Origin of the sequence: Methylobacterium sp. FF17 (genome assembly GCF_025813715.1) — a bacterium.
GTDB lineage: Bacteria > Pseudomonadota > Alphaproteobacteria > Rhizobiales > Beijerinckiaceae > Methylobacterium > Methylobacterium flocculans.
Genome location: NZ_CP107532.1, coordinates 4,663,897 through 4,683,753 on the forward strand (window position 1 = coordinate 4,663,897; position 19,857 = coordinate 4,683,753).

Below are 19,857 nucleotides of genomic sequence, written 5' to 3' on the forward strand. Positions count from 1 at the left end.
AGGACCGTCCCGTGTCGCGCATCCGTTCCGCGCTCTTCAACGCCTACTGGGCCGGCTGGACCGCCCTGTTCATCGTGCCGCTGGCGGTGCTCGCCCTGCTGGGCGCGCCGGCCCGGCCCATCCGGGCCTTCACGCGCCTGTGGTCGCGCGGAATCCTGTTCGGGCTCCGGCACATCGTCGGGCTCACCTACGTCGAGGAAGGGCGCGCCCACATCCCCGCCGAGCCCTGCCTCATCGTGGCCAACCACCAGTCGGCCTGGGAGACGCTCGCCTTCCTCGTGCTGGTGCCCAACGTCGCCATCGTGGCCAAGCGCGAACTCGTCGCGATCCCGATCGTGGGCTGGTTCCTGCGCCGCTCGCCGATGATCATCATCGACCGGGCCAACGGCACCCAGGCCCTGCGGGTGATGATCGACGAGAGCCGCGCGGCGATCGCGCAGGGGCGCTCGGTGCTGATGTTCCCGGAGGGCACGCGGGGCGGCATCGCCGAGCCGGTGCAGTTCAAGCGCGGCGTCGAGCTGCTCTACGCCAAGCTCGGGCTCCCGGTGCTGCCGGTGGCGGTGAATTCCGGGCTGTACTGGCCCCATGGCGGAGCCCGCCACAGCCCCGGCGCGGTCACGGTGAGCTACCTGCCCCCCCTGCCCCCGGGCCTGAGCGGCGCCGAATTCATGCGCGGCACCCAAGGGGCGATCGACGCCGAGCTCGACCGCTGGCGCGAGCCGGGCGCCGCGGCGGAGGCGGCGCCCGGCGTCCCGGCGTCGTAGGGGCCGCGCCCTACGGCTCCAGCCCCTCGGCGACGCGCCGGGCCTTGCGGCGGCGCTCGACGCGGGCGACCGAGAAGATCGAGGCCTCGTAGAGCAGCAGCATGGGGATCGCCAGCGAGAGCTGCGAGATCACGTCCGGCGGGGTCAGGATGGCGGCGGCCACGAAGACGAGGACGATGGCGTAGCGGCGCTTCTCGCGCAGGAACGCCGTGTCGATGACGCCGATCTGACCCAGCAGGGTCAGGATCACCGGCAGCTGGAAGGCGATGCCGAAGGCGAAGATCAGCGTCATGATGAGCGAGAGGTACTCGTCCACCTTCGGCAGGAGGGCGATCGTCGCCTCCCCCGGCTGGCCGATCTGCTGCAGCGAGACCGAGAACTGGATCAGCAGCGGCATCGCCAGGAAGAACACCACCAGGGCGCCCAGCACGAAGAACACCGGGGTCGCCACGAGGTAGGGCAGGAAGGCCTGGCGCTCGTTGCGGTAGAGGCCCGGCGCCACGAAGGCGTAGATCTGCGTGGCGATGACCGGGAAGGCCAGGAAGCCGGCCCCGAACACGCTGAGCTTGATGTTGGTGAACACCTGCTCGAGGAAGTGCGTCGCGATGAGCTTGGCGTTCTCGACCCCCACCACGGAGACGTACGGGTAGACCAGCACGTTGTAGATGTGCCGGGAGAAGAAGAAGCACGCGAAGAACATCACCACGAAGGCGGCCAGCGACTTGATCAGCCGCGACCGCAATTCAATGAGATGGTCGAGGAGCGGGGCCCGCGAGGCTTCGATCTCGGCGTCGTCGGTCTCGGTGCTCATCGGCCGGAATCAAGCTGCGGGTTGGCCGGCGTCTCTGGACGAGGGGACTCGGCGCGAGGCGGCTCGGCATGTGTCGGGGAATTCAGGGGATCGCCGGTCCGGCTCTGGGTCGTCGGCACCGGCTCGACCGGGGCGGGGGCGGGCCCCTGGGCGGGGGTCTGGCCAGGAGCTTGGATCGTGTTCTCGCCCTCGGCGAGCCGGTCGGCCACGTTGGCGAGTCCCTGCGTCGGGGACGGCGTGGTCTTCGTCGCGGGCTGGCCGTCGACGGCGCCCTTCAGCTCGTCGCGGATGGTCTGGACCGGGTTGAAGGTCGGCCCCATCGTGCCGGCCGATTTCTTGACGCCGTCCACCTCGCGGCGGATCTCGTCGAACTCGGCCTCGCGGATCGCCTCGTTGAACTGCGACTGGAACTCGCCGGCCATGCGCCGCATCTTGCCGGTGATCTGCCCGACCGTGCGCAGGGCCTTGGGCAGGTCCTTCGGGCCGATGACGATGAGGGCGACGCCGCCGATCAGCATCACCTCGCCCCAACTCATGTCAAACATGGTGTCGACTGTCCCGCGACCGCGCGCTGTCCATCAACGGCGCGCAGGCCATGGCAGGTCACGGCGGATTCCGCCAGACCCGCACGGCCGGAGCGCCTCACTTCACGTCGCGCGTGCGTCAGACGACCTTGCGGTCGGCCGAGACCGTGTTGGCGGTGGCGGGCTCGCCCTGGTGGGGCAGCGTGCGCACGGGCTCGCCCGCGCTCGGCGGCGGCACGGCGGTGGTGGCCGGCGTCTCGTCCTCGGCCATGCCCTTCTTGAAGGCCTTGATGCCCTTGGCGACGTCGCCCATCAGGTCCGAGATCTTGCCGCGCCCGAACAGCAGCATCACGATGCCGGCGACGATGATCCAGTGCCAGATACTCATGCTGCCCATGGCAACCTCCCGCGCCGCAGCCAGAACGCTGCGCGGCGCCGTTACGTGTGTCGGTTCAGGGCGAACCTAAGGGTCGGGCCGCGCGAGCACAAGAAGCGCCGGCGCGCCCGCGCCGTTCCGATCGCCGCATCGCGGGCCGGAGACGATCGGGCGGCAAGGGTCAGAAGGCAAGCGTCAGGCAGCGAGGGTCAGGCGGCGAGCGTCAGGGCCGCCTCGAAGCGGGCGCGGGCCTCGCGCACGTCGAAGGCCTCGGCCGCCGTGGGCAGGCGCGCCAGGGCGCCTTGCGCCCGGCGCAGGGCCGCCCCGGCGAGGCGTGGGGCCCCCTCGGCGACGCCGCGCATCTCCTCCGGGTCGCCGTTGCAGTGCAGGCCGACATCGATGCCGGCGGCGAAGCAGGCCTCGGTGCGGGCCCGGAACGTCCCCTGGAGGGCGTGCATCGAGAGGTCGTCGGTCATCAGCAGGCCGTCGAAGCCGATCGTGCCCCGGATGACGTCGCGGATCACCCGCGCCGACTGGGTGGCCGGGTGGGCGGGGTCGAGGGCGGTGAGCACCACGTGGGCGCTCATGGCCATGGGCAGGTCGGCGAGCGCCCGGAACGGCACGAAGTCCTGCGCGCTCAGGGCCTCCAGGCTCGCCTCCACCACGGGCAGGCCCTTGTGGCTGTCGCAGCCCGCGCGGCCGTGGCCGGGGATGTGCTTCATCACCGGCAGGACGCCGCCCTGCATCAGCCCCTCGGCGACCGCCCGGCCGATCTCGGCCACCCGCTCCGGCGTGGTGTCGTAGGCCCGATCGCCGATCACGTCGTGGGCACCGGCCACGGGCACGTCGAGGACGGGGGCGCAATCGACGTTGATGCCGACGCCGGCGAGGTCGTGGGCCATGAGCCGGGCCCCGAGGCGGGCCAGGGCGGCGGCCGAGCCGTCGAGGGCCCGGAAGCGCCCCCCGGCCGGGTAGGCCGGCCAGTGCGGCGGCCCCATGCGCTGCACCCGGCCGCCCTCCTGGTCGATCAGGATCGGCGCGTCGGCGCGGCCCAGCGTGGCCCGCAGGGCGTCGGTCAGCGCCCGGACCTCGTCGGGCGTGCCGATGTTGCGCTTGAACAGGATGAAGCCCCAGGGCGCCACATCGCGGAAGAACGCGGCCTCCTCCCGCGAGAGGGTCTTGCCGGCGCAACCGAGGATCAGGGCACGGGAGGTCATGACGGGGGACGCGTCCTCGGGGATGGGACCGGGTCGCCGGCCCGGAGGGAGCGCGGCGCGGATTCGACGCAACGCGCATCGCGTCCGGATGCGGCGAGATCAGGGTCGGACGGGACGCGGGACGACGCAAGGGCGGCGGCGTGGCCCGGGAGCCACAGATCGCCCTGTGCGGGGAACCCGCCGCGTCCCGCTCCGGCGGCTCAGCGGGAGCGGGTCGCCGCGCTCAGTTCTTGGCCACGAAGCACTGGCCGCCGGCGCCCTGCAGCTGCGTGCAGAGGCTGGTCGCCTCGTTCTTGCCGAGGGGCCCGACGCGGACGCGGTAGATCGTCTTGCCGTTGACCTCGGCCTGGCGGATCAGGGCGGGCTGGCCGGAGAGCTGGCTGAACTTGCCCTGCATCTGCTTGAAGGCGGCCTGGGCCTCGCCCTCGCTGGTACGCACGCCGAGCTGGACGGCGTAGCCACCACCACCCGAGGTCGCAGCCACGGCGGGCGGGCTGGCGGGCGGGTTCGCGATGGCGGAGGTCGCCTCCGGCGCCACGGCGGCGACGCGCTGGGGGGCCTTGGGGCGCGGGGCCGGCTCGGGCGGCGTCGCGGCGGGCGCTTCCGCCACCGGCATGGTCGGCACCGGCGGCGGCAGCCGGGTGGCGCGCTGGCGCAGGGACGCGTTGCCCGTGGCGCCATCGCTGGCCGCACCCGGCAGGGTCATGGTCGGGATGACGGAGGCGGGGGTGGCCGTCGCCTCGGCCTCGCGCTGGGGCGGCGGGGGCGGCGTATCGGGCTTCACCGAGACGGTGCGCACCCGGCGCGGCTCGCCGAGGGAATCCGCGAGGGCGCCCTGGGGCGGCTGCGCCGGGGGCGCCGACGCGGCGCTGCCGGGCGTCGCCCCGCCCTCCCCCGAACCCGAGACGGCCCCGGACCCCAGGGCCGCGCGGGCGGCCTGGGCCACGTCGAGGGGCTGCTCCTCGCGATTGACGATGCGGATCTGGCCGTCCTTGGCGGTGCGGTCGTAGATCTGCTTGTTCTGGTCCGGAATCTCGACGCCGTCGGATTTCTGCGGCGCGATCTTCAGGGGCGCGGTGTCGGCCATGATGGTCGGCACGCCGTTGCCGTCGCCGGACAGGCCATGCAGGCCGCGCCAGGCCAGGGCGCCGGTGACGCACACGGCCAGGATGCCGAGCCCGGCGCCCACCGAGACGAGGCGGTTGCGCTGGGGCGCCCGCTCCAGGGGACGGACCCGCGTGTCGGCGTCGTTGGGCGCGAACTCGGCCGCGTTCGCATCCGGGTACGGCTCCTGCGGATAGGCGCCTTGCGCGTCGTGATAGGGCCCGCGATCGACGGAGGCGAGGTACTGGTCGAAGGCGTCCGTGGGCGAGGCGCCCTGGACCGCCGGGGCATAGGGCTGCGAAACTTGGCCCTGCGAAACTTGGCCCTGCGGAACTTGGCCCTGCGGAGCTTGACCATGGACAGCGGGGGCCGGCGCCGGGGCAGGCCCGTCCGCGAAGCTCGGCTCCACGCGGCCCCGCGCCGCTTGGGTGGCGTCGACGCGGGCGTCGCGGGCCTGGAGCAGGGCCCGGAACGGGTCGTCCTGCCCGACGATGCGGGCGAGTTCGGCGAGCGGATCGGCCTTGACGCCGGGGGTCTCCCGGGCGCCGTGCGCCTGCACCGGAGCCTGAGGCTGCTGCAGATCCCGCGCAAAGGCGTCGAAATCGACCGTCGCTCGCGAAGCGTTCGTCGTCATGGCAGCATCCCTCTTCACGCCGAGATCACCTCACCGCATTTCATCCGGCGCGGTGACGCCCAACACCGCGAGGCCGGAGGCGACGACGCCCCGCAAAGCCTCAACGAGGGCCAATCGAGCCCGAGTGGAGTTTCGGTCACTAGGATTAATAAAACGTAATTGCGGCAAGTCTTTGCCCTTGTTCCATAAACCGTGCAGGGCACTTGCGAGTTCGTAGAGATAGAACGCCACCCGGTGCGGCTCGTGTGCGGTGGCCGCAGCCTCGATGACGCGGGGATACTGCGCGACGAGGCGCATGATCTCGACCTCGCCCGGATCGCTGAGACGCGTGAGGTCGGCCTCGCGGAGCAGGCCGGCGCGCGAGAGGTCCTCGTCCGGCAGCGCCTGCGCGGCCTGCCGGAACACCGAGACGCAGCGCGCATGGGCGTACTGCACGTAGAAGACCGGGTTCTCCTTCGACTGCTCGACCACCTTGGCGAGGTCGAAGTCGAGGGTGGCGTCGTTCTTCCGGTAGAGCATCATGAAGCGCACGGGGTCGCGCCCGACCTCGTCCACGACCTCGCGCAGCGTGATGAACTCGCCCGCGCGCTTCGACATCTTCACGGGCTCGCCCGCCCGCAGCAGCCGCACGAGCTGGCACAGCTTCACGTCGAGGGTGGCGTGCCCGTCGCTCACCGCCTTCACGGCGGCCTGCATGCGCTTGACGTAGCCGCCGTGGTCGGCCCCGAGCACGTCGATGAGGTCGGTGGCGCCCCGGGCGATCTTGTCCCGGTGATAGGCGATGTCGGAGGCGAAGTAGGTGAAGCTGCCGTCCGACTTCAGGAGCGGCCGGTCGACGTCGTCGCCGAATTCCACGGTGCGGAACAGGGTCTGCTCGCGGTCCTCCCAATCCTCGGGCAGCTGGCCCTTGGGCGGCGGCAGGCGGCCCTCGTAGACGAGGCCCTTTTCGCGAAGCTCCGCCAACAGGACGGGCACCGCCGCCTTCAGGGTGGCTTCGGAGAAGAACACGTCGTGATGGATGCCGAGCCGCGCCAGGTCGGCGCGGATCAGGTCCATCATGGCGTCGATGGCGAAGGCCCGCACCTCCGGCAGCCATTCGGAATCCGGCCGGTCGAGCAGGGCGCGCCCGTGCGCCTCGGCGAGGGCCGCGCCCACCGGCACGAGGTAGTCGCCCGGGTAGAGCCCCTCGGGGACCGGGCCGACCGGCTCGCCGAGCGCCTCGCGGTAGCGCAGGAACGCCGAGCGGGCGAGCACGTCGACCTGCGCGCCCGCGTCGTTGATGTAGTATTCGCGCGTCACGTCGCGCCCGGCCGCCACCAGCAGGTTGGCCAGCGCATCGCCGAACACCGCGCCCCGGCCGTGGCCCACATGCATCGGGCCGGTGGGGTTGGCCGAGACGTACTCGATGTTGACCTTCCCCCCCGGCATGGCGCCGCGCCCGTAGGCCTCGCCCTGGCTCAGCGCCGCCCGCACCACGTCGTGGAAGGTCCCCGGCGCCAGGCGCAGGTTGATGAAGCCGGGGCCGGCGACGCTCGCCTCCACCACGTCCGGGTCGGCGCGCAGGGCCGCCGCCAGGGTCTCGCCCAGCGCCTTCGGGTTGGTCCGGGCCTCCTTGGCCAGCACCAGGGCGGCGTTGGTGGCGAGATCCCCGTGGCTCGCGTCGCGCGGGGGCTCCACCACCACGCGGGAAAGGTCCAGCCCCTCGGGCAGCTGCCCGGACTGGATGAGGCCCTGCACGGCCGCGCGGACGCGGGCCTCGAAGGTGGCGAAGATGTTCATGGGGCGCGGAAACTCATGGGGCAAGGAAACTCTTGGGGCGACGAAACTATGGAGCGACGAGATTCATGAGGACGTACGGATCCGCTTTGGGGGCTCGCGCGAGGCGCGTCGTCCCGGGCGGTTCCGGGGCATAGCAAGGCCGCCCCCGGGTGTCACGGCGGGCGCCCCGCCGCGCCCTCGCGGCGATCGCGGTTACCGATGCGTTGGCGCGACCGCGTGATTTCGCCGAATCGCCGTGACCGCGCGTTCGGTCTGCCACCGGTCTGCCACATGCGCGGCGGCGCGGGGCGGCGATTCGATAAAATTGCGCGGATCGACTTCAGCGCGGGACAGGTCCCGGGGCGGCACGGTGACGGCGTTGGACTTGAGGACGCCGCCATGGGCAGGACGAAGACGATCGCGCTGGCACTGTTCGCTGCCCTCGCCACCCTGGCGACGGGGGCCTCCGCGCCCCGGGCCCAGACCCTGGCGGCCCTGCCCCTGCCCTCCCCCTCGGCCCAGCCCCTGAACCCGGCCAAGCCGCTGGCGGCCTGGACCGCCTTCTGCCAGCGCTACGCCGCCGAATGCGCCCTCGACCCCAACGAGCCCGCCCGCATCACCCTGACCCCCGCCACCTGGGCCACCATCGCGGCGGTGAACCGCCGGGTGAACACGGCCCTGGCGCCCATCACCGACCTGGAGCACTGGGGCACCCCGGACCGCTGGGATCTCGCCGAGGACGGCGCGGGCGATTGCGAGGATTACCAGCTCCTCAAGCGCAGGCTCCTGGCGGATGCCGGCCTGCCCCGCCGGGCCATGCGGATGACCGTGGTCATCGACGAGAAGGGCGAGGGCCACGCGGTGCTCACCCTGGTCACGGATCGCGGCGACTTCGTCCTCGACAACAAGGTGAGCGAGGTGATGGCCTGGCACCGCACCGGCTACGTCTTCATCAAGCGCGAGTCGGCCGACGTCGTGGCATGGGTTTCGCTGGGCGGTGTCACCTCGCCCGTGACCACGGCCAATCGCTGAGATCTGGTCAGTCGCTGAGACCCGGCCAATCGCCGAGATCTGGTCAGTCGCTGAGACCTGGCCCCCATGGGGGGCCGCCGGCGGCCTGCGCGTCGGACGAGGATTCCGCGCGCCCAGCTGGAACCTTCGCCTGTCTGGCGGGTTAACGGGGGTTTAACTTTCCGATTGAGCCTCGCTCGTTCCCGTGCAAACCTTGCCGTCTCATAAGGGATGGCAGGGCGACCGGCATGCGGCACGCGATTCTGCGAAGCACTGATGGGCTCCCCCACCGCTGGGCGGGCGGGACCCTGTGGCGGCGCCTCGGCCGCGCGGTCCAGTTCTCCCTGGTGGGCACGATCCTGCTGCTCGGCGGTGCGACCACCGAGGCCCAGACCGTAGCCGCCCTGCCCGATGCGCAGGCGCTCCAGGCGGGACCGCCCGCCAGACCGGTGGCGGCCTGGACGGCCTTCTGCGCCCGGCTGCCGTCCGAGTGCACGGTCGATCCGGGCGAGCCGGCGGTCATCACCCTGACCCCGCGCATCCGCGACCTCCTCAGCCGCGTCACCCGCCGGGTCAACGCCCGCATCAAGCCGATCACCGACCTCGCCCATTGGGGCGTGGTCGACCGCTGGGACTATCCCGACGACGGGTTCGGCGATTGCGAGGATTACCAGCTCCTCAAGCGCCGGATGCTGGTGGAGCGCGGCCTGCCCCGCCGGGCCCTGCGCATGACGGTGGTGATCGACGAGATCGGCGAGGGCCACGCGGTGCTGATGGTCCGCACCGACCGGGGCGACCTGATCCTCGACAACAAGACCAACGCGGTCCTCTCCGGCCCGCGCACCGGCTACACCTTCATCAAGCGCGAGGGGCAGGACGGGCTGGCCTGGGTCACCCTGGAGGGCGGCGCCTCGCCGGTGGCCACCGCCAACCGCTGATCCATCGCGGGGCGGGCACGGAACGGACCGCCGGCGGGCGGTCCGTTCCCTTTTCTGCGTTCCCCTGCCCCACTCCGCCCGCGTCCCGCGAAGGGGCCGGCCGGGCCGGTCCCCCTCTCCCGTTCGGCGGCGGGCCGGTGTAAGCAACGCCGGCCCCGGTGAGGCCGCTCGGTCGATGCCGTGCCGTCCCTCCCCCCAGCCGTCGCATATTCGCCACAGGGCGGGCCTCTAAGCGGGCACCACCCGCAGGGTTCGAACTGCCTTCAGGAGAGCGTCCCGATGATCGGCCGCCGTCACCGCCTCGCCGCCGGTCCGCTGCTCGTCCTGGCGGCCGGACTCAGCCTGCCGCAACCGGCTTCCGCCCAGGTCTCCTCGTTCCTCGATGGGCTGTTCGGGCGCAAGGAGCAGCCCGCGCCCGCCCCCGAGCCGGAGCCCGCCCCGGCGACGCCCCCGGCCGCACCGAAGAAGCCCGTCGCCCAGGCGCCGAAGCCGGCCAAGCCCGCCGACAAGGCCGCGTCCGACAAGGCGGCCCCCGCCAAGGGGTCGGAGGCGAAGGCGGCCAAGGCGTCGGAGGCCAAGGCGTCGGAGTCGAAGACGCCCGACGCGAAAAAGGTCGCCGCCGTCGGCGCCCCCGCCGGCGCGGTCGCGGCCGAGATGGACGACGCCACGGTGGTCGCGCAGGCCAACGCCTATTTCAACGGCATCACCACGCTCACCGGCAGCTTCATCCAGATCGGTCCGGACGGGCGCCGCATCGGCGGCAAGCTGACGCTGGCCAAGCCCGGCCGCCTGCGCTTCGACTACGACCAGCCCTCGCCGCTGGAGATCGTGGCCGACGGCACCTCGGTCGCGGTCAAGGACCGCAAGCTCGGCACCCAGGACCTGTACTTCATCTCGCAGACCCCCCTGAAGTTCCTGCTGCGCGAGCGGATCGACCTCGCCAAGGATCTGACCGTCAACGACGTGGCGAACGATCCGGGCGGCATCCGGATCAGCCTGGAGGACCGCTCGACGCTGGGCGGCACCTCGAAGATCCAGCTCTTCTTCGACGCCGAGGTGAAGATCCTGAGCCAGTGGCGGATCACCGACCCGCAGGGCTACCAGACCACCGTGCAGCTCTCGAACCTGCAGAAGGGCCGCGCCGTCGAGGGCAACGCGTTCTTCATCAATTACGGGCGCGCCGAGGACAAGGCGGCCGAGCGCCAGATCCGGGCCCAGTAGGTCCCGGAGCGACGGCCCTACAGGTCCAGCGTGACGCTCAGGCCGTCATGGGCCGGTACGACGTTCGACGGCAGGCGGGCGCTCAGCGTGGCGTAGTCGAGATCCGTGTGCAGGTTCGTCAGGATGGCCCGGCGCGGGCGCACCCGCTCGATCAGCGCCAGGGCGTCCGAGACCGAGTAGTGCGTCGGGTGCGGGGTCTCCCGCAGGGCGTCGATGATGAGGAGGTCGAGGCCGTGCAGGCACGCCTGCGCCGCCTCCGGCATCCGGCTGACGTCGGGCGCGTAGGCGAGGGGCCCGAAGCGGAAACCGAGGGCCGCCTCGTTGCCGTGCTCCATCCCGAAGGGCAGGGCCGACACGGCGCCGCCCGGGCCCTCCACCGCCATCGGCTCCCCGTCCGCCAGGTCGTGCATGTCGAGGATCGGCGGGTACTCGCTGCCCGGCGGCGTCTCGAAGCAGTAGCCGAAGCGGGTCTCCAGCAGGCGGCGGGTCCGCGCATCGGCGAAGACCGGGATGCGCCGGCGCATGTGGATGACCAGCGCGCGCACGTCGTCGATGCCGTGGGTGTGGTCGGCATGGGCGTGGGTGAACAGGATCGCGTCGAGGCGCTGCACCCGCGCGGCGAGGAGCTGCTCGCGCAGGTCCGGCGCGGTGTCGACGAGGAGGGTGGTGGCGGCCTCGTCCGGCCCGTCCCGCCGCTCCACCAGGATCGAGCAGCGCCGGCGCCGGTTGCGCGGCTCGCCCGGATCGCACGCCCCCCAGCCGTAGCCCACGCGGGGCACCCCGCCGGACGAGCCGCAGCCGAGGATCGTCACTGTCAATGCGCCCATCGGCACCTCCGCGCCCGTTGGTATCGGAGGGGGCCGGGCCCTGTCACGCCCTCATCCACGGCTTGGCCGGCCCCTCAGCCCGCCGCCTTGGGGAACAGGCGGTGGAAATTGGCCGTGGTCAGCGCGGCGAAATCCGCAAACGGCATGTCGAGGGCCTGGGCCAGGGCGCGGGCGGTGTCCGCCGTGTAGGCGGGCTCGTTGGTGCGGCCGCGATGGGGCTCGGGTGCCAGGAAGGGCGCGTCGGTCTCCACCAGCAGGCGGTCGCGCGGGACGCTCAGGGCGATCGCCCGCAGGTCGTGCGAGCGCCGGAAGGTGACGATGCCCGAGAACGACACGAACAGGCCGAGTTCGACGCCCACCTGTGCCAGCCGCGCCCCCGACGAGAAGCAGTGCAGCACCGCCGTGAAGGCGCCGCGCCCCATCTCGTCGACGAGGATCGCCTCCATCTCCGCATCGGCGTCGCGCGAATGGATGACCAGCGGCAGGCCGGTCTCGCGGGCGGCCGCGATGTGGCGCCGGAAGACCCGCTCCTGCACCGCTTCCGGCGCGGCGTTGTCGTAGTGGAAGTCGAGGCCCGCCTCGCCGATGCCGATGCAGCGGGGGTGGTGCGTGTGCGCCACGATGGCCTCGGTCGGCACGTCCGGCTCGTCGCCCGCCCCGTCCGGATGGGTGCCGACGGTGTGCCAGATCTCCGGATGCGCCTCGGACAGAGCCTCGTAGGTCCGGGCCTTGGCGATCCGGGTGGAGATCGTGACCATCCGGGTGACGCCGGCGGCCTTCGCGCGGGCGATGACGGTGGGCAGATCCTCCGAGAAGTTCGGAAAATCGAGGTGGCAATGGCTGTCGACCAGCATGAGGAGACTCGAGAACGGTAGGAGGAGCGGTGCGCCGTCCTCAAACGGACGGCGCCTCCGGCTCGACGAAGCGCGGGAACAGGCCGGCGGGGGCGGGGAGCGCCGTGCCGGGGACGAGGCGGCCGCCCTCCCCCACATCGGTGAGCTGGCGGCGGTCCGCCGGGACCGCCAGGAGGTCGAGGAGCCGGGCGGCGGAGCCCGGCATGAAGGGCTGCACCAGGATGCCGATGGCCCGCAGGGTCTCGGCCACCACGTAGAGCGAGGCCGCCATGCGCGCCGGGTCGGATTTGCGCAGCACCCAGGGCTTCTGCGCGTCGAAGTAGCGGTCGGAGGCCGTCACCACGGCCCAGATCTCCGCGAGCGCGGTGTGGAGGGCGAGCCGGTCCATGGCCGCCCGGACCACGCCCGGCAGCGCGTCGGCGAGCGCCAGCAGCGCCCGGTCGTCCTCGGTGAGGTCGCCGTGCTCGGGGACCGACCCCGAACAGTTCTTGGCGATCATCGAGAGCGAGCGCTGGGCGAGGTTGCCGAGCCCGTTCGAGAGGTCCGCCGTGTAGCGGGTGATGATCGCCTCGTGGCTGTAATTGCCGTCGCCGCCGAAGGGCACCTCGCGCAGCACGAAATGGCGCACCGCGTCGACGCCGTAGGTGGCCACGAGGTCCATCGGATCGACGACGTTGCCGAGCGACTTCGACATCTTCTCGCCCTTCGAGAGCAGGAAGCCGTGGCCGAACACGCGCTTGGGCAGCGGCAGCCCCGCCGACATCAGGAAGGCCGGCCAGTAGACCGCGTGGAAGCGCACGATGTCCTTGCCGATGACGTGCAGGTCCATCGGCCAGAATTTGTTCCGCGGATCGGCGTCGTCGGGAAAGCCCGTCACGGTGAGGTAGTTCGTCAGCGCGTCGACCCAGACGTACATGACGTGGTCGGGATGCCCCGGCACGGGCACGCCCCAGTCGAAATTGGTGCGGCTGACGGAAAAATCCTTGAGGCCCGAGCGCACGAAGCTCGCCACCTCGTTGCGCCGGGTCTCCGGGCCGATGAAGTCGGGCTCGGCCTCGTACAGGGCGAGCAGCCGGTCCTGGTAGGCCGAGAGGCGGAAGAGGAAATTCTCCTCCTCCATCCAGGTCACGGGCGTGCCGGTGGCCTTGGCCACGGGCGTGCCGTCGGGGCCGGTCTCGAGTTCGTCCTCGGCGTAGTAGGCCTCGTCGCGCACCGAGTACCAGCCGGCGTATTTCGAGAGGTAGAGGTCGCCGTTGGCCTCCATCCGGCGCCAGAGTTCCTGGGCGGCGGCGTAATGATCGGGCTCGGTGGTGCGGATGAAGCGGTCGTGGCTGCAATCCAGCGCCTCGGCCATGGCGCGGAAGCGCGCGGACATCGCGTCCACGAGTTCGCGGGGCGTGATTCCGGCCCGGGCGGCGGTCTGCTGGATCTTGACGCCGTGCTCGTCGGTGCCGGTGGAGAACAGCACGTCGTAGCCGTCGATCCGCTTGAAGCGCGCGATCGCGTCCGTGGCGATCACCTCGTAGGCGTGGCCGATATGCGGCGCGCCGTTGGGGTAGGAGATCGCGGTGGAGAGGCTGAAGGTCTTGGCGGTTGCCGGGTCGGTGGCGGTCACGTCGGTGGGTTCCCCGAAGACAGGGTTCATGGGATCACGGGCTGAGGGCGACGGTATCGGATCACAGGATACCATGCCGCGTCAGGCGGCGCGGAGCGCACCCGCGAGATCGCCGAACAGGGACAGGACCAGCGGCCGGCGGTCGAGATTGTAGGTCGCGGCCTCCCGCGCGGCGCGGGCAATCTTGTCACATACCTCGACCAGGGCCGCAAGGCGGGCGGGCGGCTCGTGCCGGCGCCGGTCGAGCTCGGCCGAGACGAAGCGGAACACGGTGTCGAGGCTGGTGGCGAAGAGCTCGTCGGATTCGCGTGCCGAGAGCTTCTCCGCAAGCGCCAGGATGCGCCGCCAGTCGGGCTGGTCGAGGCGCGCGAGCAGGGTCTCGACCTCGGCGACGAGGTTCGCCCTTACGGGGTCGAGCAGCGCCACGGCGCCCGCCACCGAGCCCTCCGAGAGGCGGGCCGCGCGGGCGAGGGTGTCCGCGTCGGGCTGCACGAAGGGCGGGGCGAAGCGCCCGATCACGCGGGCGACGTCGTCCTCCTCCAGGGGCCGCAGGGTCAGGGCCCGGCAGCGCGAGCGGATGGTCGGCAGCAGGCGCCCCGGCGCGTGGCTGACGATGAGGAAGAGGCTGCGCGGCGGGGGCTCCTCCACCATCTTGAGGAGCGCGTTGGCGCTGTTGGCGTTGAGATCCTCCGCGCTGTCGACGATGCAGATGCGGTAGCCCGCATTGCCGGCGGTGGCGCCGAACAGCTCAAGCGCGTTGCGGGCCGCGTCCACCGAGATCTTGGTGGCCAGGGTCTTGGCGTTCGCCGCGCGGGTCCGGCGCAGGGCCACGAGGTTGGGATGCGACAGGGCCGCGACCTGGCGCGCCACCGGGTGGGCCGGGTCGACGGCGAGGCTCTCGGGGGCGCTCCGCGCGCCCGGATGGGCGATGAGCCAGCGGGCGACCCGGTAGGCGAGCGTCGCCTTGCCGATGCCGCGTGGGCCGCCGATCAGCCAGGCATGGTGCAGGCGGCCGGAGGCGATCGCGTCCCGGAAGGCGGCCTGCGCCTCGGCATGACCGATGAGCGCGTCCTGCTCGCGCGGACGCGGGACCTCGGGGAGATCCCCCGGCTCGACATCCTCGGGGGCACGTTCAGGCCGCATCGCCACCCGCCATCTCCAGATGGCCGCCGGCGAGGCGCGGCAAGCGCTCCGCCACGACGGCGCGGATCGCCGCCTCCACCGCATCCGCCGGCAGGGTCGCGTTCACGACGGCGCAGCGCCCGGGCTCCGCCGCCGCGATGGCGAGGAAGGCCGCGCGCAGGCGCGCGTGGAAGGCCAGGGCCTCCGCCTCGAACCGGTCGGGTCCGGCCTCCCCGTCCGCCGCCTGCCGGGCCCGGGCGCGGGCCAGCCCGAGTTCCGGGTCGCAATCGAGGACCAGGGTGAGGTCGGGCCGGGTCGGGCCGACCACCACGCGCTCCAGGCTCGCCAGCACGGCCGGGTCGAGGCCGCCGGCGGCGCCCTGGTAGGCCCGCGTCGAATCCGCGAAGCGGTCGCAGAGCACGATCTCGCCCCGCGCCAGCGCCGGACGGATCAGGGTGTCGAGGTGGTCGATCCGGGCGGCGCTGAACAGCAGCGCCTCGGCGAAGGGGCCGTGGGCCTTGGCGAGCCCGGAGAGCAGCGCCTCCCGGATGGCCTCGGCGCGCGGCGAGCCGCCGGGCTCGCGCGTCGTCAGCACGGGGCGCCCGGCCTGCGCGCGCAGATGCGCGGCCAGGCGCCGGATCTGCGTCGACTTGCCGGCCCCTTCCCCGCCCTCGAAGGTGATGAAGGTGCCCCCCGCCCCGGCCGCCGTCACGATTTGGCGCCGGCCTTCTCGAACGCCTTGCGGAACAGGCCGGTCCCGACCTCCCAGGTCGCGTCGAGGGCCCGCTGCGGGATGCTGCCCGCCTCCACCGCGTCGCCCGCGTAGAGTGGCTGGTCGAGGGCCTGCGTGTCGCCGCGCGTGATGCGCAGACGGGCGACCTCGCGGCCCTGCTCCACGGGGGCGACGAGGGGTCCCTGGTAGACCGCCCGCGCGGTGATCCGGTCGCCGGAGCCGCGCGGCAGCAGCACGCGCACGGGCTTCTTGGCCACCAGCGGCACGCTCCCCTGGGTGCCGCCGTAGACGGAGGCCTCCGCCACGGTCTCCCCGGCGGCGAAGATCTGGCGTGGCTCGAAGGCGCGGAATCCCCACTCCACCAGCTTGCGCGATTCCGAAGCGCGGTCGCGGGCGGTCTTGAGGCCGCTCACCACCATGATGAGGCGCTGGCCGTTCTGCACCGCCGAGCCGGTCAGGCCGTAGCCCGATTCCTCGAGGTAGCCGGTCTTGAGCCCGTCCGCCCCGATATCGAGGGTGAGGAGCGGGTTGCGGTTCTGCTGCTTGATCTTGTTCCAGGTGAACTCGCGCTCGGCGAAGATCTTGTAGAGGTCCGGGTAGGTCTCGATCAGGTGCAGGGCGAGCTTGGCGAGGTCGCGCGCGGTCACCTTCTGGTCGGGGGCCGAGTAGCCGGTGGCGTTGCGGAAGGTCGAGCGCGTCAGGCCGATTTCCTTGGCGCGCGCCGTCATCATCCGCCCGAAATTCTCCTCCGAGCCGGCGATGCCCTCGCCGATGGCGATGGCGGCGTCGTTGCCCGACTGCACGATGAGGCCGCGCAGGAGGTCGGACAGCTTGATGCGGCTGTTGAGCTGGGCGAACATCGAGGAGCCACCGCCCCCCGCCCCGCCCCGGCGCCAGGCGTCCTCGGTGATCTGGAACTCGGAATCCATCGTGAGCCGGCCCTGCCGGATCTCGTTGAACACGATCTCGGTGGTCATCAGCTTGGCCATGCTGGCCGGAGAGAAGGGATCGTCGGCCCCCTTCTCGAACAGCACCGAGCCGGAATCGGCATCGATCAGGATCGCGTGCGGGGCCGCCGTCTGAAAGACCTGGGCGCGGGCGCCGCGCGCATCCGCCAGGCTCAGGGCCACCAGCGCGGTGGCGAGGACGACGCCCGACCGTACGTTACGTCCCATCGCGCCGCGCTCCGCGAGGCGCCGTCGCATCTGCCCCGCGAGGACCAATCTCAGACCCATTCCGTGCCCCACGCCAACCCCATCATCGCCCCCAAGCGTGACGTTACAAGCATTTGCCCCCGAGATCGAACGCAAATCGCGGCGCGAGGCCGCACGCGCGACGATCCGCCCGCGGCACCGGCCGGCGGGATCGGCCCGCCCCCTTGAGCGGGATTTCGCCCTCAGCGGGCTTCGGCGAAGCGAGCGCGGGCGTGGGCCGGCGCCTTCGCGAGGAGGGCGGGCTTGGCGGCGGGCGAAGGTTTGGCGGCGGACGCCTTGGCGGCAGGTGTCTTGGCTGCAAGTGTCTTGGCGGCGGGCTCGGCCTTGCCGGAGGCGACCTGCACCGGCGGCGCCTTCGGCGCGGCGAGCCGGGCCGGAGCGGGCTTCGCGGCGGCGTGCAGCGGCGCGACCGCGCCCGCCGTGGCCGGACGGGCGCCGCCCGCGGTCCGGACCGGCAGCGCGGGCTTCTCGGATGACGGGGCGATCCGGTCGGACGCCGAGGCCATCCGATGGGACGCCGGCACGGGCTTGCCTGAGAGGGGCGAATCCTTGCCGGCCATGGACACGGCCTTGCCGGACGTCGGCGAAGCCTTGCCGGTCGTGGGCAGGGCGGCGAAGCGGCTCGCGCCGGCCTCGGCCCGCACCGTGTCCGGCCGGGCTCCGGCCAGGCGCAGGGGCGGGGGCGCGAGGCCGAGCGGGGCGGCGCGCGGCGCAGCCTGCGCCACGGCGGGATGGGATTCGGAAGGGGCGTGCCGCACGGGCCGGAACCCTTCGCCGCGCAGCGCCGTCGGCTGCACGGCGGCCGGGACGGCCACGGTGGCGGCCCCCGCCACGAGGACCGGCGCGGGCCGGACCGGGCGTGGGGCCGGGGCCGTCTCGGGGACCTCGGCCGACCCGGCGGATTCGTCCTCGCCGGCCTGCTTGAAGGCGAGCGCCGGGCGGCTGGCCCGGGCGAGGCGCTCGGAGGACACCTGCGGCGCGTCGGGGCCGAGATCGGCCATCATCACGGGCGACTGCCCCCGGATGCTGGCGGGCTGGCCGTCGGTGCGCAGGGTGGCGAGGAGCTTGCGATCGTCGCTGCCGGCGGTGGAGGCCTTGCCCGCATACTCGACGCGGACCCGCGCGGTGCCGCTGCGGCGGAATTCCAGGGCCTCGGCCACCTCCTCGGAGACGTCCATCAGGCGGTTGGCGTGGTAGGGGCCGCGATCGTTCACCCGCACGATCATCGAGCGGCCGTTGGACAGGTTGGTGACCCGGGCATAGCTCGGCAGCGGCAGGGTCGGGTGGGCGGCGGCGATGGATTGCCGGTCGAAGACCTCGCCGTTGGCGGTCATGCGTCCGTGGAAGGCCGCGCCGTACCAGGAGGCCAGCCCCTCGCGGACGTAGCCCTTGGCATCCTCGCGCGGCACGTAGGTGCGCCCCGCCACCACGTAGGGCTTGCCGGAGAAGCGGCGTCCGCCGCCCTTGGGGATGACGTCGCCCTCGTTGTAGAGGCGCGGGCTCGCCTTGACGCCGTATTTCGGATCGATGCCCGAGCCGCCGCCGGAGCCGGCGGCGAGTTTCTGGGCGTTCTGCGCGCAGTTCGCGGTGGTGAGGGCCACCGCCGAGACGGCCAGCAGCCGCCAGAGCGGCAGCGGGGCCGGCCCCGGATGTCCGGCCTTCGTCGTACGCGCCATCGCGATGATCCGCCCCAAGCCCTTGCCCCAATACGCTGAACACGCTGGATCGGCCCACCGGCGGACAAGAGCAGGACCGGCCGGGCCCTCGGACCGTGGCGCCGGGCGCCGCGTCCGAGCGGCTAGAATTGTCCGGACGGCGTAAAGGAAGCCTGAACGATGCCGGGCCGGCCGCGGCCCGCCCGCCGGACCCTACCGAACTAAAAGAATTCGGAACCGCCCGCAGGTCACTGCGCTGAAATGGAATTACCCGGTTTGCCCCCGCGCCGGGACACGGCGTCCGGACACAGCCGGACACGTCATCCGAAAAGACAAAAAACCCCGGCAAAGGCTTGCCGGGGCTCGGGATTTCACGAAACTTCGACTTAGCGGCCGTCGGGCTCGTTGAGCTGGTCGATGGAGCGGGCGCCGCGCTGCTTGAACAGCAGGTCGAGGGCTTCCAGCATCAGGCCGTGCATCTTGGCGCGCTCGGCATGGGCGAGGTCGCGCAGCTGATCGTAGACCGGCGGCTCGAGATAGACCGACATTTGCCGGGCCCGCTCCTTCAGGGTCGCGTTGCCGCGCCGGGGCGGGGGGCCGGCGGTGCCGAGCTGGACGATCTCGGCGGTCTGCTGGGGTTTGCCCGGAGGGACGGCGGCGGCCACGATGGAAGCGAGACTCAGCTTAGGCGGCTTTGGCATGCTTGCTCACCTGCATGCGCTTCTCGATCCAGCCCCAGAGCCGGCGCACCTCCTGGGCGGCCTGGCCCTTCGGGTTGAACTCGGTCACACCCTGGCCGACGCCGATGGCGTCCTGGTGGTCCGTGCGGGCGACGATGTTGACGTCGGGCAGGATGCCGAGGACGGCGAGGCCGTCGGCGGCGTCGCGGATGCGGTAGGAGCGCGGGGGCGTCTGGTTCAGCACGAAGGCGAACTTCTTCTCCAGCCGGTAGATCGCTGCCAACGTCGGCTTGAAGGCGCGCAGGTCCGCCGGGGTCGGGCGGCACGGGATGACGCAGAGGTCGGCGGCGCGGATCGCCGAGAGGGTGCCGGCCGAGTCGACGCCGGGCGTGTCGATGAAGACGTAGTCGTAGGCCGACTCGCGCAGCTGGGCCATCACGCCCTCGATCTGCGTCGCGTCGATCTGCGCCACCTCAGGGCCCTCGGCGGTGCGGTGGTCGAGCCAGTCGCTGATCGTGGCCTGGCGATCCATCTCGAGGATGCAGACCGAGAGCCCGCGCTCCTGGGCGGCCACGGCCAGCGAGATGCAGAGCGTGCTCTTGCCGCTCCCCCCCTTCTGGGTGACGAACGTGATGGCTTTCATCCTGGCATCCCTTCGCGAGCGTCGACGTATCCGGGTGGAGAGGGTTGGCGGACAGGCCCGGATCGCCGGGGACGCGAGGCGCTGGCCCGCGTCCTGTGACCCAAGGATGCTGCGATCCCGGATGTCGCCGATCATGGTTAACCAACGGTTAAGCCC

General features: G+C 72.2%; 19 protein-coding genes. 4 read left to right on the forward strand and 15 right to left on the reverse strand.

The features are described 5' to 3' along the window. Nucleotides 1-11 precede the first annotated feature (11 nt). Nucleotides 12-764, forward strand: coding sequence for a lysophospholipid acyltransferase family protein (locus tag OF380_RS22355; protein ID WP_264047717.1), 753 nt, complete (start codon nucleotides 12-14; stop codon nucleotides 762-764). 10 nt (nucleotides 765-774) lie between these two features. Here the strand turns inward: OF380_RS22355 and tatC are convergent, their stop codons facing one another. From tatC to argS, 6 genes are all read right to left on the reverse strand, one after another. Beyond that, nucleotides 775-1,575: a twin-arginine translocase subunit TatC gene (gene tatC, locus OF380_RS22360; RefSeq protein WP_264047719.1), complete on the reverse strand. Its 801-nt coding sequence runs from the start codon at nucleotides 1,573-1,575 to the stop codon at nucleotides 775-777. Beyond that, the gene (gene tatB / locus OF380_RS22365; RefSeq protein WP_264047721.1) at nucleotides 1,572-2,120 is read right to left on the reverse strand and encodes a Sec-independent protein translocase protein TatB; all 549 of its coding nucleotides are present in this window, start codon (nucleotides 2,118-2,120) and stop codon (nucleotides 1,572-1,574) included. The genes tatC and tatB overlap by 4 nt, the downstream gene beginning before the upstream one ends. A 118-nt stretch (nucleotides 2,121-2,238) precedes the next feature. Beyond that, nucleotides 2,239-2,496: a twin-arginine translocase TatA/TatE family subunit gene (locus OF380_RS22370; protein ID WP_264047723.1), complete on the reverse strand. Its 258-nt coding sequence runs from the start codon at nucleotides 2,494-2,496 to the stop codon at nucleotides 2,239-2,241. A gap of 188 nt (nucleotides 2,497-2,684) precedes the next feature. Next, complete coding sequence (gene nagZ, locus OF380_RS22375; RefSeq protein ID WP_264047725.1) at nucleotides 2,685-3,692, reverse strand: beta-N-acetylhexosaminidase; 1,008 nt, start codon at nucleotides 3,690-3,692, stop codon at nucleotides 2,685-2,687. A gap of 223 nt (nucleotides 3,693-3,915) precedes the next feature. Beyond that, nucleotides 3,916-5,430 (reverse strand): SPOR domain-containing protein, encoded by a 1,515-nt coding sequence (locus OF380_RS22380; protein WP_264047727.1) that lies wholly within the window; start codon nucleotides 5,428-5,430, stop codon nucleotides 3,916-3,918. A gap of 30 nt (nucleotides 5,431-5,460) precedes the next feature. Continuing rightward, nucleotides 5,461-7,209: an arginine--tRNA ligase gene (gene argS, locus OF380_RS22385; protein ID WP_264047730.1), complete on the reverse strand. Its 1,749-nt coding sequence runs from the start codon at nucleotides 7,207-7,209 to the stop codon at nucleotides 5,461-5,463. 378 nt (nucleotides 7,210-7,587) lie between these two features. Here argS and OF380_RS22390 point away from each other — a divergent pair, with 378 nt between their 5' ends. The 3 genes from OF380_RS22390 (at nucleotide 7,588) to OF380_RS22400 (ending at nucleotide 10,358) form a co-directional block, all read left to right on the forward strand. Next, nucleotides 7,588-8,220 (forward strand): transglutaminase-like cysteine peptidase, encoded by a 633-nt coding sequence (locus OF380_RS22390; protein ID WP_264047732.1) that lies wholly within the window; start codon nucleotides 7,588-7,590, stop codon nucleotides 8,218-8,220. Nucleotides 8,221-8,447: 227 nt separating this feature from the next. Further along, on the forward strand, nucleotides 8,448-9,137 hold the full coding sequence (locus OF380_RS22395) for a transglutaminase-like cysteine peptidase (protein WP_264047734.1): 690 nt from the start codon (nucleotides 8,448-8,450) through the stop codon (nucleotides 9,135-9,137). Nucleotides 9,138-9,416: 279 nt separating this feature from the next. Further along, a complete protein-coding gene (locus OF380_RS22400) occupies nucleotides 9,417-10,358 on the forward strand; it encodes a LolA family protein (protein ID WP_264047737.1) in 942 nt (313 codons plus the stop codon). Nucleotides 10,359-10,375: 17 nt separating this feature from the next. On the opposite strand, the gene OF380_RS22405 is transcribed toward OF380_RS22400, so the two are convergent. From OF380_RS22405 to OF380_RS22445, 9 genes are all read right to left on the reverse strand, one after another. Then, a complete protein-coding gene (locus OF380_RS22405) occupies nucleotides 10,376-11,185 on the reverse strand; it encodes an MBL fold metallo-hydrolase (protein ID WP_264047739.1) in 810 nt (269 codons plus the stop codon). A gap of 74 nt (nucleotides 11,186-11,259) precedes the next feature. Further along, nucleotides 11,260-12,039, reverse strand: coding sequence for a TatD family hydrolase (locus OF380_RS22410; RefSeq protein WP_264047741.1), 780 nt, complete (start codon nucleotides 12,037-12,039; stop codon nucleotides 11,260-11,262). 40 nt (nucleotides 12,040-12,079) lie between these two features. After that, complete coding sequence (gene metG, locus OF380_RS22415) at nucleotides 12,080-13,684, reverse strand: methionine--tRNA ligase (protein WP_404810493.1); 1,605 nt, start codon at nucleotides 13,682-13,684, stop codon at nucleotides 12,080-12,082. Nucleotides 13,685-13,735: 51 nt separating this feature from the next. Further along, nucleotides 13,736-14,797 (reverse strand): DNA polymerase III subunit delta', encoded by a 1,062-nt coding sequence (locus tag OF380_RS22420; RefSeq protein WP_264047743.1) that lies wholly within the window; start codon nucleotides 14,795-14,797, stop codon nucleotides 13,736-13,738. Continuing rightward, nucleotides 14,787-15,488, reverse strand: a complete 702-nt coding sequence (tmk, locus tag OF380_RS22425) for a dTMP kinase (protein WP_264047745.1) — start codon at nucleotides 15,486-15,488, stop codon at nucleotides 14,787-14,789. Before tmk ends, OF380_RS22420 begins: the two co-directional genes overlap by 11 nt. Continuing rightward, on the reverse strand, nucleotides 15,485-16,684 hold the full coding sequence (locus OF380_RS22430) for a D-alanyl-D-alanine carboxypeptidase family protein (protein ID WP_264047747.1): 1,200 nt from the start codon (nucleotides 16,682-16,684) through the stop codon (nucleotides 15,485-15,487). Before OF380_RS22430 ends, tmk begins: the two co-directional genes overlap by 4 nt. A 221-nt stretch (nucleotides 16,685-16,905) precedes the next feature. Then, complete coding sequence (locus OF380_RS22435; protein WP_264047749.1) at nucleotides 16,906-18,399, reverse strand: septal ring lytic transglycosylase RlpA family protein; 1,494 nt, start codon at nucleotides 18,397-18,399, stop codon at nucleotides 16,906-16,908. Nucleotides 18,400-18,764: 365 nt separating this feature from the next. Beyond that, on the reverse strand, nucleotides 18,765-19,079 hold the full coding sequence (locus OF380_RS22440) for a ribbon-helix-helix domain-containing protein (RefSeq protein WP_264047751.1): 315 nt from the start codon (nucleotides 19,077-19,079) through the stop codon (nucleotides 18,765-18,767). Further along, on the reverse strand, nucleotides 19,063-19,701 hold the full coding sequence (locus OF380_RS22445) for a ParA family protein (RefSeq protein ID WP_264047753.1): 639 nt from the start codon (nucleotides 19,699-19,701) through the stop codon (nucleotides 19,063-19,065). Before OF380_RS22445 ends, OF380_RS22440 begins: the two co-directional genes overlap by 17 nt. Between the last annotated feature and the right edge of the window lie 156 nt (nucleotides 19,702-19,857).